14 protein-coding genes and 1 tRNA gene are annotated in these 17,657 nt (G+C 71.6%); 4 read left to right on the top strand and 11 right to left on the bottom strand.

Annotated elements, in window-relative coordinates; translation table 11 throughout:
- Positions 1-293: 293 nt before the first annotated feature.
- The 6 genes from tuf to AB0O11_RS02305 all read right to left on the bottom strand — a co-directional run bounded on the left by tuf (position 294) and on the right by AB0O11_RS02305 (position 7,398).
- Positions 294-1,487, bottom strand: coding sequence for an elongation factor Tu (gene tuf / locus AB0O11_RS02330; protein WP_363380912.1), 1,194 nt, complete (start codon positions 1,485-1,487; stop codon positions 294-296).
- Between the two features lie 200 nt (positions 1,488-1,687).
- Positions 1,688-3,793 (bottom strand): elongation factor G, encoded by a 2,106-nt coding sequence (gene fusA, locus AB0O11_RS02325; RefSeq protein ID WP_363380911.1) that lies wholly within the window; start codon positions 3,791-3,793, stop codon positions 1,688-1,690.
- A 39-nt stretch (positions 3,794-3,832) separates the two neighbouring features.
- Positions 3,833-4,303 (bottom strand): 30S ribosomal protein S7, encoded by a 471-nt coding sequence (rpsG, locus tag AB0O11_RS02320; protein ID WP_030232420.1) that lies wholly within the window; start codon positions 4,301-4,303, stop codon positions 3,833-3,835.
- A 2-nt stretch (positions 4,304-4,305) separates the two neighbouring features.
- On the bottom strand, positions 4,306-4,677 hold the full coding sequence (rpsL, locus tag AB0O11_RS02315) for a 30S ribosomal protein S12 (protein WP_014144289.1): 372 nt from the start codon (positions 4,675-4,677) through the stop codon (positions 4,306-4,308).
- Between the two features lie 377 nt (positions 4,678-5,054).
- Positions 5,055-6,662, bottom strand: a complete 1,608-nt coding sequence (locus AB0O11_RS02310; RefSeq protein WP_363380910.1) for a DUF2142 domain-containing protein — start codon at positions 6,660-6,662, stop codon at positions 5,055-5,057.
- A gap of 181 nt (positions 6,663-6,843) precedes the next feature.
- Positions 6,844-7,398 (bottom strand): DUF1707 and DUF4190 domain-containing protein, encoded by a 555-nt coding sequence (locus AB0O11_RS02305; protein ID WP_363380909.1) that lies wholly within the window; start codon positions 7,396-7,398, stop codon positions 6,844-6,846.
- A 259-nt stretch (positions 7,399-7,657) separates the two neighbouring features.
- Between AB0O11_RS02305 and AB0O11_RS02300 the strand changes: the two genes are divergently transcribed.
- The 4 genes from AB0O11_RS02300 to AB0O11_RS02285 all read left to right on the top strand — a co-directional run bounded on the left by AB0O11_RS02300 (position 7,658) and on the right by AB0O11_RS02285 (position 12,887).
- The gene (locus tag AB0O11_RS02300; RefSeq protein ID WP_363380906.1) at positions 7,658-8,479 is read left to right on the top strand and encodes an ABC transporter ATP-binding protein; all 822 of its coding nucleotides are present in this window, start codon (positions 7,658-7,660) and stop codon (positions 8,477-8,479) included.
- Between the two features lie 73 nt (positions 8,480-8,552).
- Positions 8,553-10,166, top strand: a complete 1,614-nt coding sequence (locus AB0O11_RS02295) for a transporter (RefSeq protein WP_363380903.1) — start codon at positions 8,553-8,555, stop codon at positions 10,164-10,166.
- 155 nt (positions 10,167-10,321) lie between these two features.
- Entirely contained in the window at positions 10,322-11,593 is a 1,272-nt protein-coding gene (locus AB0O11_RS02290; protein WP_363380901.1) for a DUF2786 domain-containing protein, read from the top strand.
- Between the two features lie 181 nt (positions 11,594-11,774).
- A complete protein-coding gene (locus tag AB0O11_RS02285) occupies positions 11,775-12,887 on the top strand; it encodes an ADP-ribosylglycohydrolase family protein (protein WP_363380898.1) in 1,113 nt (370 codons plus the stop codon).
- Between the two features lie 18 nt (positions 12,888-12,905).
- Here the strand turns inward: AB0O11_RS02285 and AB0O11_RS02280 are convergent, their stop codons facing one another.
- The 5 genes from AB0O11_RS02280 to AB0O11_RS02260 all read right to left on the bottom strand — a co-directional run bounded on the left by AB0O11_RS02280 (position 12,906) and on the right by AB0O11_RS02260 (position 17,620).
- Positions 12,906-14,225: a serpin family protein gene (locus tag AB0O11_RS02280; protein WP_363380896.1), complete on the bottom strand. Its 1,320-nt coding sequence runs from the start codon at positions 14,223-14,225 to the stop codon at positions 12,906-12,908.
- 56 nt (positions 14,226-14,281) lie between these two features.
- The gene (locus tag AB0O11_RS02275) at positions 14,282-15,280 is read right to left on the bottom strand and encodes an ADP-ribosylglycohydrolase family protein (RefSeq protein WP_363380893.1); all 999 of its coding nucleotides are present in this window, start codon (positions 15,278-15,280) and stop codon (positions 14,282-14,284) included.
- Positions 15,281-15,300: 20 nt separating this feature from the next.
- On the bottom strand, positions 15,301-16,515 hold the full coding sequence (locus AB0O11_RS02270; protein ID WP_363380890.1) for a cytochrome P450: 1,215 nt from the start codon (positions 16,513-16,515) through the stop codon (positions 15,301-15,303).
- Between the two features lie 90 nt (positions 16,516-16,605).
- Positions 16,606-17,346, bottom strand: a complete 741-nt coding sequence (locus AB0O11_RS02265; RefSeq protein ID WP_363380888.1) for a Sir2 family NAD-dependent protein deacetylase — start codon at positions 17,344-17,346, stop codon at positions 16,606-16,608.
- Between the two features lie 200 nt (positions 17,347-17,546).
- Positions 17,547-17,620, bottom strand: a tRNA-Met gene (locus AB0O11_RS02260).
- Positions 17,621-17,657: the final 37 nt, after the last annotated feature.

Genomic DNA, 17,657 nt, shown 5'->3' with positions numbered 1-17,657 from the left:
AGCATCCTTCTTCGCCTGTCCCCATGTGATCCGAAAGCGGTCGGAAGGCCTGGACCGCCGGGTAGACCCCACCGGCCGGAATCCTTCTCCCTCCGCACCCGGAGCATCTCGGGCAGCGGCGCGGGAGAGCCAATGTGCGGCAGGATAGCAGTCCGTTCCAGCCCCACTCTCCACGGGCCTGTTACCTGATCGCCGTCGATTCGATATCCCGACACGCCGAAGGGCCCCACGCACCCGGGGTGCGCGGAGCCCTTCGGACTGAGCCTGTACGAGCAGGCAGGTCAGAGCATCAATTACTTGATGATCTTGGTGACCTGGCCGGCGCCGACGGTGCGGCCACCCTCACGGATGGCGAACTTCAGGCCCTCCTCCATGGCGATCGGCTGGATCAGCGCGACGGTCATGGCGGTGTTGTCGCCCGGCATGACCATCTCGGTGCCCTCGGGGAGGGTCACGACGCCGGTCACGTCCGTGGTACGGAAGTAGAACTGCGGGCGGTAGTTGTTGAAGAACGGGGTGTGGCGGCCACCCTCGTCCTTCGACAGGATGTAGGACTGGGCCTCGAAGTCGGTGTGCGGCGTGACCGAACCCGGCTTGATGATGACCTGGCCGCGCTCGACGTCCTCGCGCTTGATGCCACGGAGGAGCAGACCGACGTTCTCACCGGCCTGGCCCTCGTCGAGCAGCTTGCGGAACATCTCGATGCCGGTGACCGTGGTGGTGGTCTTCTCCTGCTTGATGCCGATGATGTCGACGGTCTCGTTGACCTTCAGGATGCCACGCTCGATACGACCGGTGACGACGGTGCCACGACCGGTGATCGTGAAGACGTCCTCGATCGGCATCAGGAACGGCTGGTCCACGGCGCGGGCCGGGGTGGGGATGTTCTCGTCGACGGCCTTCATCAGGCCGAGGAGCTTCTGGCCCCACTCGGCGTCGCCCTCCAGCGCCTTCAGCGCGGAGACGCGGACGACCGGCAGGTCGTCGCCCGGGAACTCGTACTCGCTGAGGAGCTCACGGACCTCGAGCTCGACGAGCTCCAGGATCTCCTCGTCGTCCACCATGTCGGCCTTGTTCAGGGCGACGACGATGTACGGAACGCCGACCTGGCGGGCCAGGAGCACGTGCTCCTTGGTCTGCGGCATCGGGCCGTCGGTGGCGGCGACCACCAGGATGGCGCCGTCCATCTGGGCGGCACCGGTGATCATGTTCTTGATGTAGTCAGCGTGACCCGGGCAGTCGACGTGCGCGTAGTGACGGTCCTCGGTCTGGTACTCGACGTGCGCGATCGAGATGGTGATACCGCGCTGACGCTCCTCCGGGGCCTTGTCGATCTGGTCGAACGGCGTGAAGGGGTTCAGGTCCGGGTACGCGTCGTGCAGCACCTTGGTGATGGCCGCGGTCAGCGTGGTCTTGCCGTGGTCGATGTGACCGATGGTGCCGATGTTGACGTGGGGCTTCGTCCGCTCGAACTTCGCCTTCGCCACTGAGTCCTCCTGAGGACAGTTCCTGTACGCCGTGGTGACGTCAGTTGGTCTTGATCGGTTTTGGTGCGGGTTGTCCGGAGGACACCCCGTGCCGTCCCGCTGGTAGGGGGGGCCGGAGGCCCCGGGAGGATCCGACCGGATCCTCCCGGATTGCCTCCTAATAGCCTAAAGGCTTCGCTATCGTCCCGAATATCGGGACGTCACTCGCCCTTGGCCTTGGCGATGATGTCGTCCGCCACGTTCTTCGGAACCTCGGCGTACGAGTCGAACTGCATCGAGTAGCTCGCGCGACCAGAGGTCTTGCTGCGCAGGTCACCGACGTAGCCGAACATCTCGGAGAGGGGCACCAGCGCCGTGACGACGCGGGCACCGTGACGCTCGTCCATGGACCGGATCTGGCCACGGCGAGAGTTGATGTCGCCGATCACGTCGCCCATGTAGTCCTCGGGCGTGGTGACCTCGACGGCCATCATCGGCTCGAGGAGGACCGGCTTGGCCTTCCTCGCGCCTTCCTTGAAGGCCATCGAACCGGCGATCTTGAACGCGAGCTCGGAGGAGTCGACGTCGTGCGACTGGCCGTCCAGCAGGCTCACGCGGACACCCTGGAGCGGGTAGCCGGCGAGGACACCGAACTCCATGGCCTCCTGGCAACCGGCGTCGACCGACGGGATGTACTCGCGCGGAACGCGGCCACCGGTGACCTTGTTGACGAACTCGTAGCCCTCGGCCTGCTCGAGCGGCTCGATCGCGATCTGCACCTTGGCGAACTGACCGGAACCACCGGTCTGCTTCTTGTGGGTGTAGTCGATGCGCTCGACCGCCTGGCGGATGGTCTCGCGGTACGCGACCTGCGGCTTGCCGACGTTGGCCTCGACCTTGAACTCACGGCGCATACGGTCGACGAGCACCTCGAGGTGCAGCTCGCCCATACCCGCGATGATGGTCTGGCCGGTCTCCTCGTCCGTGTTGACCTGGAAGGACGGGTCCTCCTCGGCGAGACGCTGGATGGCGACACCCAGCTTCTCCTGGTCACCCTTGGACTTGGGCTCGATGGCGACGCGGATGACCGGGGCCGGGAAGTCCATGGACTCCAGGATGACCGGGTTCTTCTCGTCGGCCAGCGTCTCACCGGTGGTGGTCTGCTTCAGGCCCATGACGGCGACGATGTCGCCGGCGCCCACCGACTCGATCTCCTCACGCTTGTTCGCGTGCATGCGGTAGATCTTGCCGATGCGCTCCTTCTTGCCCTTCACGGCGTTCAGCACCGAGGTGCCGGACTCCAGGCGGCCGGAGTAGATCCGGACGAAGGTGAGCTTGCCCAGGTGCGGGTCGGACATGATCTTGAACGCCAGCGCGGACAGCGGCTCGTCGTCCGAGGCCTTGCGGGAGATCTTGGTGTCCGGGTCGTTGGGCTTGGTGCCCTCGATGGACTCGATGTCCAGCGGCGACGGCAGGTACTTGACGACCGCGTCGAGCAGGGGCTGAACGCCCTTGTTCTTGAAGGCGGTACCGCAGAAGATCGGGGTGAAGTCCGAGTTCAGGGTGCCCTTGCGGATCGCGTCCTGCAGCAGCTCGACCGGGATGTCCTCGCCCTCGAGGGCGAGCTCCATGATCTCGTCGCTGACGTTCGAGACGGTGTCGATCAGCGCCTCGCGGTACTCCGCGGCCTGCTCCTGCAGCTCGGCCGGGATGTCGACGACGTCGTACATCTCGCCCTTGGCGGCCTCGGCGGACCAGACCAGAGCCTTCATGCGGACCAGGTCGACGACGCCCTGGAAGTCCGACTCGGCACCGATCGGGAGCTGCATGACCAGCGGGGTGGCGCCGAGGCGGTCCACGATGGTCTGCACGCAGAAGAAGAAGTTCGCGCCCGTGCGGTCCAGCTTGTTGATGAAGCAGATGCGCGGGACGCCGTAGCGGTCAGCCTGCCGCCACACGGTCTCGGACTGGGGCTCGACACCAGCGACACCGTCGAACACCGTCACGGCACCGTCGAGGACGCGCAGCGAACGCTCCACCTCGACGGTGAAGTCGACGTGACCCGGGGTGTCGATGATGTTGATGGTGTTGTCGACGCCGTCGACCGTCCAGTGACAGGTCGTCGCGGCCGACGTGATCGTGATGCCGCGCTCCTGCTCCTGCTCCATCCAGTCCATGGTGGCAGCGCCATCGTGGACCTCACCGATCTTGTACGAGACACCGGTGTAGAACAGGATCCGCTCGGTGGTGGTGGTCTTGCCCGCGTCGATGTGCGCCATGATCCCGATGTTGCGGACCCTGGCGAGGTCAAGGGAGGTTGCAGCCATGGTGGCTCGTTCTCTCTCTGTCTAGTGACGGGGTACGGACTACCAGCGGTAGTGCGCGAAGGCCTTGTTGGACTCGGCCATCTTGTGGGTGTCCTCGCGACGCTTCACGGAAGCGCCCAGGCCGTTGCTGGCGTCGAGGATCTCGTTCATCAGGCGCTCGGTCATGGTCTTCTCGCGACGGGCGCGGGAGTAACCGACCATCCAGCGCAGCGCCAGGGTGCTGGCGCGGCCCGGACGGACCTCGACCGGAACCTGGTAGGTCGCGCCACCGACACGGCGGGACTTGACCTCGAGGGCCGGCTTGACGTTCTCCAGCGCGCGCTTCAGCGTGACGACCGGGTCCGAGCCGGTCTTGTCGCGGACGCCCTCGAGGGCGCCGTAGACGATCCGCTCGGCGGTGGAGCGCTTGCCGTGCAGCAGGATCTTGTTGACCAGCTGGGTGACGACCGGGGAGCCGTAAACCGGGTCGATGATGACCGGGCGCTTCGGGGCGGGGCCCTTACGAGGCATTCTTACTTCTCCTTCTTGGCGCCGTAGCGGCTGCGGGCCTGCTTGCGGTTCTTGACACCCTGGGTGTCGAGCGAACCGCGGATGATCTTGTAGCGGACACCAGGAAGGTCCTTCACACGACCACCGCGCACCAGCACGATGGAGTGCTCCTGCAGGTTGTGGCCCTCGCCCGGGATGTAAGCGGTGACCTCGATCCCGCTGGTGAGGCGCACACGGGCGACCTTGCGGAGAGCCGAGTTCGGCTTCTTCGGGGTGGTCGTGTACACACGCGTGCAGACCCCACGGCGCTGCGGGGAGCCCTTCAGCGCGGGAGTCTTGTTCTTCTCGACCTTGTCCTGCCGGCCCTTTCGGACCAGCTGCTGGATCGTAGGCACCGTTTCTCCGTTTTCTGTGTGCCAAGGCTTGGTGGAACTAACCTGCGATGTCTCCCTCGCACACGGCCCCGTGGTCGACCCACGCGGTCGGGTGTGTTGGGTTTGTTACGACACGGAATCCCATGAGCTGATGTACAGCGACGGCGCTCTACGCGCGGCGCGCTGGGAAGCGCTCCGGCTCGGCGCGGCGACCGGTGTGCATGCACGCACAAGGACCCGGGGACACCCCAGGCACAAGGTCAGAGCGTACCTAGCGCATCGGGCGCGGTCAAAACAAATGCAACGCCGCAGGTCGCGGGGCTTGGACTCGAAACGGGACGGGAACCGACGCGGGCGGCGCCCATACCATGGCCGAGAACCCCCCGCATCGCGAAACCTTACGCCTGTACACGAACGGCGGCGAGCTGGGCGCTCCCACCGTCGTCACCGCCCTCGGAGGGCCCGGCCGGCGACGCGTCCAGCTGCCGGTCCGCCCCCTGCCTGTCCGGCACGGCGACGAGCAGCCCCAGGGCCACCACGGCCACCGCGTACAACGCCACGCAGGGCTGCCAGCCCACCGGCGGCGCCCAGTGGGCCGGGCTGATGAAGAACGACCCACCGTTGCCGACCGTGATGCGGCGCAGCGCCCAGACGAACCCCGCGAAGTCGGCCACGACGAGCGCGCCGGAACAGAGCATCAGCAGTCGCCGCCAGGCGAAACCGCCCGGCAGCCGCTCGTGGCAGACCGCGGCGCACACGATCGGCAGCCCGACGGCGAACGGCAGCAGGTAGCGGCCCTGCCAGATCATGCCGAGCTCCCGCGCCTGCAGGGCCTGGGCCACCAGCGGTATGACGACGATCCCGGCAAGGACCCCCAGGACGGCCAGTGCGTCCCGACGCCGCGCGTAGCAGAGCGCGAGCAGCACCAGGGCGACCACCACGCCGCTCCACAGCAGCAGCGTCGCGGCCGGCGGCTCGACGTCCAGCCAGCCGAAGTAACCGATCATCTGCTTGATGTACGTCAGACCGTTGTCGAAGGTCTTACGAGCCGCGGCCAGCGGAGTGAGACCCCTCGGGGTGTCGATGACCGAGTGGTCCGGGTGGGTCGAGGACCAGAGGAGGGCCAGGACGGCCGTGACCAGGGTCACGGCGCCCCAGATCCAGGTGGTCCGGTGACGCAGGACCGTGCGCAGCGCGTCCCTGCTTCCGAGCAGCAGGGCGAAGAGGACCGCCCCGGGCAACCAGATCAGGCCCAACGGCCGGATGCTGATCAGCACCACCGCACCCATGCCGAGCCGGGCGAGGCGGCGGTTCAGGAGCTCGGGGTCCGGGCTCATCAGCAGCGCCAGGGCAGCGCTCCAGACCAGGATGCTCGCGGCGATCTCCGGGCCGTTCGGGTTGACCACACCGAACATGAACAGTGACATCGGGGTGGTGGCCGCCACCACCCCGAACAGGGTGAAGGAACGCCGACGCCACTCCGCCGCCGAGACCACCGCGCTCGCCGCGAGGGCGGAGCAGATCGCGGCCGACATCAGGCGCATCAGGTAGAAGGCCGTCTTGCCCGGGAGCAGCAGGCTGGGCCAGCCGACGGCGAAGTAGTACGCCGGGTGGTAGCGGCCCGCCGACGTGGTCACCTCGGCCGTGCCGGGGCTGTGCTTGAGCGCGGGTGCGCAGTCGGCCGACTGCCAGGGCTTGAAGGCGTAGCAGAGATGGGTCTCCGACAGGTCCTCGTAGATCCGCGGGAGCTCGACCCCGCTCTCGGCCCAGTGGGTTTTGATCCCGCCGACCTCGTGCGGGGTCATGACCTCGGTGCCGTTGATCTGGCCCCGGGCGACCGCGGCTGCCCGGATGAGGTGCGCGGGTTCGTCCGGCGCGCCGCCGATCGGAGTCGCCAGCGCCCAGGACGCACTCAGCGCGAACAGGATCGCGAACGCGACCGCCCACAGCCGCCGGGGCGAGGACGAAAGCCGCTCGGCGATGCTCTTGACGGCAGTGATCATCATCTGGAAATGGGCCTTCGGGTCGGTCCGAACTCGGCGTGCGGCACCCATGGCCGGGCGTGGTGGGTGCTCGCGTCGACGAGATGCAACAGGCAGCGTCAGCCATGGACGAGAAGACCGTACCGAACGGAGCCCCGCGGGACTAATGGCACCCTCCCGATGACGGCTCGTGAGTCGGGCGGGATCAGTGCGGTCCGCCGACGGCGGCGACGGTAACCAGCAGCATCATCAAGGTCCAGAGCGCAGTGCCCGCATAGCCGACGACCAGACCGGTGACGGCCGCCCAGTCACCGTTCATGCCGCGGCGGCGGATCTGCGACCGGGCGATGTGGCCGGTGACCACGGCGGGCAGGGAGAAGCCGCACACGCCGAGCACCAGCGAAGTGACCGCGAGCACATTGGTGGGGCGGGGCGGAGGCGGCGGCGGGAGGAAGGTCGCCGGGACGGACGGCACGGCGACCGGCGGCACCGCCATCGGTCCGGAGGGCAGGTCGGCCACCAGCGCGGCCAGCTGGCCGTAGGTCTGCGAAGCGGCCACCGCCTCGTGGCGCTGCTCGTACTCCTGGGCGGAGAGCCGTCCCTCGGCGAACGCGGCCTTGAGCACGTCGAGCGTCCGGTCCCGGTCCGCGTGGCCCGCCCGCATCGCGGCCTGCGACGCCGCCGCGGGCTGCCGGTCCCCCGCCGGCCACTTGCCGGGCGGATTGCCGGAACCGGGCTCGCCCCATGGTTGTACGGACATCCGCCACCTCCGGGTAGCGCGGCACCCCCGCGCACGTCACTGCTTCCTCATAGTGCAGGACGAACAGCCGAGCTGAGTAGTTGCCAGATCGGGCCAGTAGCCGCCGGGATGCGGATACCGGCCCGGCGTGCCTCACCCGTTCGGCGGGCACATTCAGGGGATGCTCAACTCGGGCGACAGCCTGTTCGAGCAGTGGCAGGCTGGGCCCCGAGAAACTCTCCACCACGACTTTTCACCACTACGAGCAGAGAAGGCCGCCATGCAGGCGTCAGCGCCGCCGTCCTCCGACCTCCCCGGGCCGGGAACCCCGCCCGCCGTCAGCATCCAGGGGCTCTGGAAGCACTTCGGCGCCCAAGCCGCCGTGGCCGGGCTGAGCCTGGAGCTGCCGGCCGGGGCGTTCATCGGCCTGGTCGGGCCGAACGGCGCCGGCAAGACGACCACGCTGTCGATGGTCACCGGGCTGCTCCGGCCCGACCAGGGCACCGTCCTGGTGCACGGCACCGACGTGTGGGCGGACCCGGTCTCGGTCAAGGCCCGGATCGGCATCCTGCCCGAGGGCCTGCGGATGTTCGAGCGGCTCAGCGGGCGCGAGCTGCTCCAGTACACCGGGCGGCTGCGCGGCCTGCCCGGCGCCGAGGTGGACCGGCGGGCCGAGGAGCTGCTGGCCGTCCTGGACCTCGGCCGGGACGCCGACAAGCTGGTCGCCGACTACTCCACCGGCATGCGCAAGAAGATCGGTCTGGCCGCCGCGCTGCTGCACAACCCCGACGTGCTGTTCCTGGACGAGCCCTTCGAGGGCGTCGACCCGGTCTCCGCCCAGACCATCCGCGGTGTGCTCAAGCGGTACGCGGCGGCCGGTTCCACGGTGGTCTTCTCCAGCCACGTGATGGAGCTGGTCGAGCAGCTCTGCGACTGGGTCGCGGTGGTCAACGCCGGCCGGGTGATAGCCCAGGGTCCGCTGGACTCCGTACGGGGCGGGCGCAGCCTGCACGAGGCCTTCCTGGACCTGATCGGCGTGCGTGAGGACGACGGGCAGGCGCTCGGCTGGCTCGGCGGCGGGCAGGCCGGGGGCGCACGGTGAGCGAGCGAAGCGAGGTCACCATCGAAAGGTGCGTACGGGCGAATGCCCCTGCCGAGCGGAGCGAGGTGGGCGCATGAGTACGGCCTCGGTGCCCGACGGGCGGACGGTCGTCCGCGCCCTGGTGGCGCTCAAGCTGCGGCTGCTGCGCAACGGGCTGCGGCGCAGCCCCGGCCGGACCGCCGTCTACGTGATCGGCGCCATGGCCGGCCTGGCCTTCGCGGCCGGCGTCGCCGTCGGCATGACCGCGCTGAACGGGCGGTACGAGGGCTCCGGGGACGCCGGGGTGATGCTGCTCGGCGTGCTGACCCTGGGCTGGGCCGCGCTGCCGCTGTTCCTCTTCTCCAGCGACGAGAGCGCCGACCCGACCCGGCTGACCATGCTGCCGCTGCGGCCCGGCCCGCTGCTGCGCGGCTCGCTGCTGGCCGCGCTGATCGGGCCGGGGCCGCTGATCAGCCTGGTGCTGGTGACCGGCGCGGTGCTGGCCGGCGCGGCCGGCGGCGCCTCGGCCGCGGTCGCCGTGCTCGGCGTGCCGCTCGCGGTGCTCTGTCTGGTCACGCTCTCCCGGGCGGTCGCGGCGGGCAACGCCCGGATGCTCTCCAGCCGGCGCGGCAAGGACTTCGCGATCTTCGGCGGGCTGGCCTTCGCACTGCTGGTGCAGGTGGCCAATGTCGGCTCGCAGAGCATCCTCGGCCGCCGGGGCGGGCCCATCGACCTCAGCCCGCTGAAGCCGATCGCCTCGGTGCTGCGCTGGATCCCGCCGATCAGCGCGGCGGACGCGCCGCGCACCGTCGGCGAGGGCCGGTACGGGGCGGCGCTGCTCCAGCTCGCCGCGGCCGCCGTGCTGCTGGCGCTGCTGCTGCGGTGGTGGCGGCGGAGCCTGCAGGAGCTCATGGTCACCGCCGACTCCTCCACCCTGGAGGTGGCCCGCGGGGTGCAGAAGGCGCGCGGCTGGGGCTTCCTGCCCCAGGGCCGGACCGGCGCGGTGATGCAGCGCCACCTGCGGTACGCCTGGCGCGAGCCGCGGGCCAAGGCGGCACTGTTCACCAGCATCGGGATGACGCTGGTGATCTGCGTGCTGTCGATGGTCCAGGGCTGGGCGAGCGTCTACCTGCTGGCGATGACCGGGGTGTTCCTCGGACTGCAGATGCTCAACCTGTTCGGCATGGACGGCTCGGCGTTCTGGATGGTCGCCGCCACCCTGCGCACCCCGGCCGACGCCCGGTCCGAGCTGCGCGGCCGGGCGTACGCGGTGCTGTCGTACGCGGTCCCGGTCACGGTGATGCTCGGACTGGTGCTGGCGGCCGTCACCGGCCAGTGGAGCGAGCTGCCGTCCGCGCTCGGCCTGGCGCTGACGCTGCTCGGCTGCGGGATCGCGCTGGGCTCGATGTTCAGCGTGCTGGCGCCGTACACCATGCCGGCCGACAGCAACCCGATGCGCAACGCCGCCCCGGGGCAGGGCGGGCTGATCCTGCTCAACCAGTTCGGCTCGATGCTCGGCGTCTCGGTGCTGGCGCTGCCGGTCGGCGGCTACCTCGCCTGGGCGCTGGTCTCGGACGGCCCGAACTGGCCGGTGCTGCTGATCGGCCCGCTGTACGGCGCCCTGGTCGCGGCGCTGGGCGTGCGGCTGGCGGCGGGCCGGCTGCTGGAGCGCACGCCGGAGATCCTGGCCAAGGCCATCGAGCGCTGAGCCGAGTCGCCGCCGAGCCGAACCGTTTCGCCGGGCAGCGGGGGAACCCGCCCACCCGGTGAAACGGTTCGGCAGCCTGCTCGCCGGACGGTCCTCGCCGCGGCTCCGGCATCATGGGCAGGAGGCCGGACCGTCGAGGAGAGCAGGGACACACCGTGGGCAAGCGCGCGCAGCAGACCGGGACCGCCGGGCCGCTGCTGGAGCAGGCGGTGCGGTCGGTGCTGACGGCCCCGGAGGACGCACTGGACCTCGCCCTGGACACCGGGGCCTCGCTGCTGGCCGCCTCGGCCGGGCAGTGGCCGGAGGTCAGCCGGGCGCTGCTCGGCCACGCGGACACCGCCGTCGGCCGCTGCTGGTCCGCCGGATGGCGGCCCGCCGACCTGGCCCGGGTGGTGCGGCGCGAGCTGAAGCCCGTCCACCTGGCGCTCGCGGTGGACCTGATCGCCGCCGAGGGCCGCCGCCACCCCACGGCCGCCCTGGACCGGCGCTGGCGGGAGCAGCTGCGCGAGCTGGAGACCGAGGTCTGGTGGTCCGGCGACGAGGAGTACCTCGGCGCCTTCGCCCACCGGCACCGGCTGGACCGCTTCGCGCTCGCCACCGCCGTCCTGGAGCTGCTGCGCACCTGGGGCCGGCTGCCGCCGATCGCCCCGGTCGGGCCCGCCCCCGGGCAGGCCGTACGGCCTCAGCGCTCGGCGCCGACGGCCGACGAGCCGCGGATGCTCGCGCGGATCCGGGCGCTGCTGGCCAAGGCCGAGTCCACCGAGTACCCGGAGGAGGCCGAGGCGCTGACCGCCAAGGCCCAGCAGCTGATGGCCCAGCACAGCATCGACGAGGCGCTGCTGGCCGCGGCCGACGCCGACCGCGACACTCCGGCGGCACTGCGGATCGGGGTGGACAACCCGTACGAGGGCCCCAAGACGATGCTGCTGGACGCGGTCGCGGCGGCCAACCGGTGCCGGGTGGTGTGGGCGAAGGAGTTCGGCTTCTGCACCGTGGTCGGCTTCGACGGCGACCTGGACGGCGTCGAGCTGCTGTACACCTCGCTGCTGGTGCAGGCCACCCACGCGCTCAACAAGGCGGGCTCCCGCAAGGACTCGCGCAGCAAGGCGTTCCGGCAGTCCTTCCTGGTGGCGTACGCGGCGCGGATCCGCGAGCGGCTGACCGCCGCGACCGAGCGCGCCACCAGCGCCGCCGCGGCCGGGCGGCACCTGCGCGAGGACGGCACCGAGGAGCAGCTGCTGCCCGACGAACGGCTGCTGCCCGCGCTCGCCGCCCGCTCCGAGGCGGTGGACGAGGAGGTCGGCCGGCTGTTCCCGAAGCTGGTCTCGCAGCGGGTGCGGGTCAGCGACGGCGTGGGCTGGGCGGCCGGGCGCGCCGCCGCCGACCGGGCCGCGCTGCACGGGCGTGCCGGGGCGATCCGCCGGTAGGGCGGGTCCCACGGCTCCGCACCGGTCGCCGCCGGCCCAGCACCGGCCCGGCACGCGCCCCGCACCGGCCCCCGGACCCCGGACCCCGGACCCCGGACCCGCGACAAGATCCACAGGCGCCGCCCGGTTCCCGGAGCGACCTGATAGAACGTAGTCCGCCACGAACGAAGGGGGACTCGACGTGACGGAACCGGCGGCGGAGTCGGGGTACCGGGACCGGGTGCGCGGAGCGCTGCTCGGCGGAGCGGTCGGCGATGCGCTGGGCTGGCCGGTGGAGTTCCAGCAGCTCCACCAGATCCAGGACCGGTACGGACCGCAGGGCGTGACCGGGCTGCCGGCCGGGCCCGGGCCGGTCGAGGTCACCGACGACACCCAGATGACGCTGTTCACCGCCGAGGGCCTGATCCGCGGCTTCGTCCGCGGCTGGACGGGCGGCGGCGGCTCGGTGCCGGAGGCCGTGCACGGCGCCTACCGGCGCTGGCTGCTGACCCAGTACCAGCCCTCGCCGGACGCCGAGCCGCAGCCCCGCCCCTACGACGGCTGGCTGCTGAGCCGGCCCTTCCTGTACGCGCGACGGGCGCCGGGCAACGCCTGCCTGAGCGGGGTGTCCGAGCACCCGGTGTTCGAGGCGCCGTCCGCGATCGGGCTGAACGGGCCGATCAACCCGGGCTCCAAGGGCTGCGGCACGGTGATGCGCTCGGCGCCGTTCGGGCTGGCCCGGCTGGGTGTCGAGCAGTCCTTCGGGCTGGCGGTACAGTGCGCCCAGCTCACCCACGGCCACCCGACCGGTTACCTCGCGGCGGGCGCCTTCGCGGCACTGGTCGAGCGGCTCGCGGACGGCACCGAGCCGTGGGCCGCGGTCGGCGAGACGGTGGAGCAGATCCGCGAGCTGCCGAGTTCCAAGGAGATCGTCCAGGCGCTGGCCCGGGCGGTGCGGCTCGCCCAGGAGGCCGAGCCGGCGGCGGAGACGGTGGAGCGGGTCGGGCTCGGCTGGATCGCCGAGGAGTGCCTGGCCATCGCGGTGTACTCACTGCTGGCGGCCACTTTGGACCCCGACCCGGTGCGCACCGCGCTGCTGCTGTCGGTGAACCACTCCGGGGACAGCGACTCGACGGGCGCGGTCTGCGGCAACCTGGTCGGGGCCGCGTACGGCGCCGCCGCGCTGCCCGCCGAGTGGGCCGGAGCGGTCGAGGGCCGGACGGAGCTGCGGCAGGTCGCGGACGACCTGCTGGTGCTGTTCGGCAGCCGTGACCCGCTGCACCCGGGACTCGGCGGGCGCTACCCGGCCTGGTGAGCCGCCCGGGCCGCGCGCCTACCGGGCCTGCGGGTCGGTGACCTGGCCGAGGAACAGCGGCGCTCCGCCCCGGGCGTCCCGGATCAGGAACAGGAACGGCCGGTCGAGGTGCACCTGGACCGGCCGGTCGGCGTTCGGCGCCGCCGCCGCTTCCAGCCCGGCACCGCTGCCGGCCGCCGCGACCGTACCGTCCTCGCCGACCTCGATGGTGGCCTTCTGCACCACCGTGCCGACGACCAGCGGGTCCTTGGCGATGCCGCCGAAGTCGGCCTGGTCGAAGGCCGCCTGCACGCCGAGCTCGCGCAGCGCGGGGGTGAGCTCCTTCGAGGTGCCGAAGTGGAAGCGCGGCAGCTGGAGGTCGACCGGCCGCTCGGCGAGGGCGCCGAGGATGCGGTCGAGCTGGGGCTGGTCCAGACCCTTGGCGAAGGCGGCGAAGCCTCCCTGCGCGGGGACGATCAGGTCCATCACCAACCCGCCGTCCGCGTACGGCAGTTCGACGGCCTGCCAGGGCTCGCCGACGATCCCGCCGGAACCGTCGGCGTACTTGAAGTCCCCGGTCTGCGCCATCGTGGGGACGGCCGGGGCGGAGCCGTCGAGCTTGTGGAACGGGCGGTCGGCGGTGTGCGAGGGCTTGAAGGCGGAGGCCCACGCGGCCTTGAGGTAGAGCGCGTCGGTGAGCACCAGCCGGGTGTTCGGGGTGATCGCGTCCCGGCCGAACAGGTCCTTGATCCGGCCGTCGGTGGCCTTCTCCACGGCCGCGTTGACGGTCTTGCGGGCCCCGTCCGGGTCCTTGGCGAAGTCGGCCTGGTGCACGCCGGTGTCGAAGGCGGCGGCGAGGGTGGCCAGGTAGTCCGGTGCGACGGCCAGGCCCTGCTGCGTCCAGACGTCGTCGCTGCGGCGCAGGGTGAGCTTGTCGGTGGCCGGGACCGGCCGGTTCAGCGCGCCGGTGGCGAACGCGTACTGCTGGGGGCCGAGCCCGGTGTGCAGGGCCTTGGCCAGTTCCTCGGCGGTGGTGCCGCGGGCGCCGGGCAGCAGCATGGCCAGCAGGGTGGCCAGGCCGGACGGGGAGACCACGAGGTTGCTCCCGGCGGCGTCCGGCTGGGCGGTCAGGGCGTGCAGGAGGTCCAGGCCGAAGGCGTCGGTGGCGGTCGCGGTGGCGGCCAGCTGGGCCGGGTCGACGGCCGGCCGGCTCGCGGGCCCGGACGCCCGGAGCTCCACGGGCGCGGCGGCTCCGGTGCTGCCGCAGCCGGCGAGCAGCGGTGTGGCGAGCGCGGCCGCGAGGAGCAGCGCCGCCGGGCGGCGGAGGGTGCGGCGGGTTGCGGTGCTGCGGTTCGTCATGGCCCTTCGACGCGCCGCCCCGAAGACCGGTTCCGTCCGGTCCGGAGCGCCCTGGATCAGTCCCAGAGCGCCCCGAACTCCAGCAGTTCGTCCCGGTGCTCGATCCGCTCCACCCAGTCGGCCGGCCAGGCCGCCTCGCCGTGGTGGGCGCCCGCGAAGGCGCCGGTCAGGCAGGCCAGCGAGTCGGAGTCGCCGCCGGAGTAGGCGGCGCGGCGGACGGCCGCCACCGGGTCGTCCGGCAGCAGCAGGAAGCAGAGCAGACCGGTGCCGAAGGCCTCCTCGGCGACCCAGCCCTCTCCGGTGGCCAGGCAGGGGTCGGCGTCGAGGTCGCGGGCGGCGAGCGCGGCGTCCAGCTGGTCGAGCACCTTGAGGCAGTCGTCCCAGCCCCGGGCGAGGACGGCCTGCGGCGAGGCGCCGTACCAGCGGTCGGCGAGGTTGCCGAGCCAGAACTCGTCGTACCGCTCCCGGCTCGCCACCGCGTACGCCCGCAGCACCGCCGGCAGACCGGACGGCGGCAGGCCCTCGGCGAGCTTGCGGACGGCGTACGCGGTGAGGTCGCTCGCGGCGAGCGCGGTGGGGTGGCCGTGGGTGAGCGCGGACTGGAGCTGGGCGGCGCCGGAGTGCTGCCGGGCGTCCAGCTCGCGGACCAGCCCGATCGGGGCGACCCGCATGTTGGCGCCGCAGCCCTTGGAGCCGACGTCGCTGGCCTGCTGCCAAGCGGTCCCGGCACGGCTGAGCCGCTCGCAGGCACGCAGGCAGGTCATGCCGGGGGCGCGGTTGTTCTGCGGGGAGCGCCACCAGTCGACGAACTCCTCGCGGACCGGCCGCTCCAGCCGCAGGGGCGTCAGTGGCCCGCGCGCCAGGGCGGTGCGCAGGCCGCGGGCCAGGGCGAGGGTCATCTGGGTGTCGTCGGTGACCAGCGCCCGCTCGGGCAGCGGGAGCCGCCGCCAGTCCGGATGGTCGGCGGCGATCTGCTCGACGCTCCTGAACTCGGTCACCCGGCCGATCGCGTCCCCGATCGCCAGCCCCAGCAGTGCCCCCGTCGCCTTGCCCACGGCCGCTCCCCCTCCACTCGTTACAGCTCGACCATCAGCTCCTTGAGCCCGCGGATCACGTAGCCCGGGTTCCACTCGGGCTCGCGGACCAGCCGCAGGCCCGGGGCCCGGCGCAGCAGCGTGCCGTAGGACTCGGTGAGCTCCAGTCTGGCAAGCGGGGCGCCGAGGCAGAAGTGAATTCCGGCGCCGAAGGTGATGTGCGGGTTGTCGGTGCGGCCGAGGTCGAGGCGGTCCGGGTCGGCGAAGCGCTCGGGGTCGCGGTTGGCGGAGCCGAAGAGCAGGGCGATCTCGGCGCCGCGCGGGATGGTGACGCCGCGGACCTCCATGTCCTCCAGCACCCAGCGCTCGAACATCTGCAGCGGGGTGTCCCAGCGCATCAGCTCCTCGACGGCGGTGGGCAGCAGCTCGTCCACCGAGCCGCGCAGCCGGGCGAGCTCCTCGGGGTTGCGGAACAGCGCCCACCAGCCGTTGCCGGTGGTGTTGACGGTCGCCTCGTGACCGGCGTTGAGCAGCAGCACGCAGGTGGAGATCATCTCCTGCTCGCTGAGCGCATCGGAGCCCTCCTGGGCCTGGATCAGCGCGCTGATCAGGTCCGTCCCCGGGTTCGCCCGGCGCTCGCGGATCAGGGTGCGCAGGTAGTCGGAGAACTCGATGCTCGCGGAGACGGCCCGGCGGGCGGCCTCCTCGGTCGGGTTGAGCTCGAACATCCCGGTGATGTCGGCGGACCACGGCCGCAGCAGGTGCCGGTCGCCCTCCGGCACGCCGAGCATCTCGGCGATCACGGCGACCGGCAGCGGCTCGGCGACGGTGGCGATCAGGTCGCCGCCGCCGGCCGCGAGCAGTTCGTCGACCAGCTCACCGGCCAGCCGCTGCACGGTGGGGCGCAGGCCCTCGACCATGCGCGGGGTGAAGGCCTTGGAGACCAGCCGGCGCAGCCGGGTGTGGTCCGGCCCTTCCAGGTCCAGCAGCCCGTGGTCGTTCAGGGTGTGGAAGGGCTCGTGCGCCGGATCGGGCTCGGGGCGGCCGAACTCCGCGTGGCTGAAGCGGTGGGTGTAGGTGCGGCCCAGCCGCCGGTCGCGCAGCAGGGCGCTGACGTCCTCGTGGCGCGAGACCAGCCACTGGTTCGTCGGCTCGAAGTACGTCACCGGCGCGTGCTCGCGCAGTTCGGCGTACGCGTCGTACGGGTGGGCCACGAACGCCGCCGACCAGGGGTCGAACTTCGCCGTCGTCGTCATCGGTCGATCACTCCAGGCCATGAGGGGGGAAGCCGGAAAGATCATCGTACGCACGCGGTACGTCCGGGAATATGACCTTCCGGCCCCTGCTCAGGCCCGCTCCAGGACAAGTCGGCGCACCAGCTCGGGCAGCGCCTGGGAGATCGGCTCCCGGATCACCTCGGCCGCCGCCTCGTCGTACGGCGTCGGCTCGCCGTTCACGATGATCAGCTTCGCCCCGGTCTTCACCGCGTTGTACGGCAGCGCCGCCACCGGGAACACCTGGAGGCTGGTCCCGATCGCGATGAACACGTCACAGGCCCGGGCGACCGAGTCGGCCTGCCCGAGCACCTCCGGGTCCAGGTTCTCGCCGAACATCACGATGCGCGGCTTCAGGATCCCCCCGCACTCCCGGCACGCCGGGTCCGGCTCGCCCGCCTCGACCCGGTCCAGGGCCTCCGCCATCGAACCGACCACCCGGCAGCGCAGGCACTGCGTCTCCCGTGCGTTGCCGTGCAGTTCGAGCACCTTGCGGGCGGTCAGCCCGGACTTCTGGTGCAGCCCGTCGATGTTCTGGGTGAGCACCCGCAGCGGCAGCCCGGAACGCTCCAGGTCGACCAGCGCCCGGTGCCCGGCGTTCGGCTCGGCGGCCAGTGCGCCCGTCTCCAGCCGCATCCGCCAGGCCCGCCGGCGCACCTCCGGGTCGTCCCGGTACGGCCCGATGGTGACCAGCTCCTGGGCCGACGGGTCCTTCTGCCACAGCCCTTGCGGGCCGCGGTAGTCGGGGATGCCGGAGTCCGTCGAGATGCCCGCGCCGGTCAGGACGGCGATCAGGGGGCGCTTCGCGTTCATGCCCCGGACGGTACGGGCGGCGGCCCGCCCGCCGCCACCGAAAATCCGGGTCCCCCGGGCCGGGGCACGCTTCGGGCCGGGACGGCGTGCGGTGCGAGCGCGAGCAACGGGTCCCGCCCCTCCCCCGTGCGACGGAGCCGGCCGCCCCCGGGAACGCCGAAGGGCCCGGAGGCTTGATGCCTCCGGGCCCTTCGAACGAGTAGCGGGGACAGGATTTGAACCTGCGACCTCTGGGTTATGAGCCCAGCGAGCTACCGAGCTGCTCCACCCCGCGTCGGTGAACACGACTCTACAAGACTCCGGCCGAATGT

Source organism: Kitasatospora sp. NPDC093102 (assembly GCF_040683915.1).
Taxonomy (GTDB): domain Bacteria; phylum Actinomycetota; class Actinomycetes; order Streptomycetales; family Streptomycetaceae; genus Kitasatospora.
This window is presented reverse-complemented; position numbering and strand designations above follow the sequence as displayed.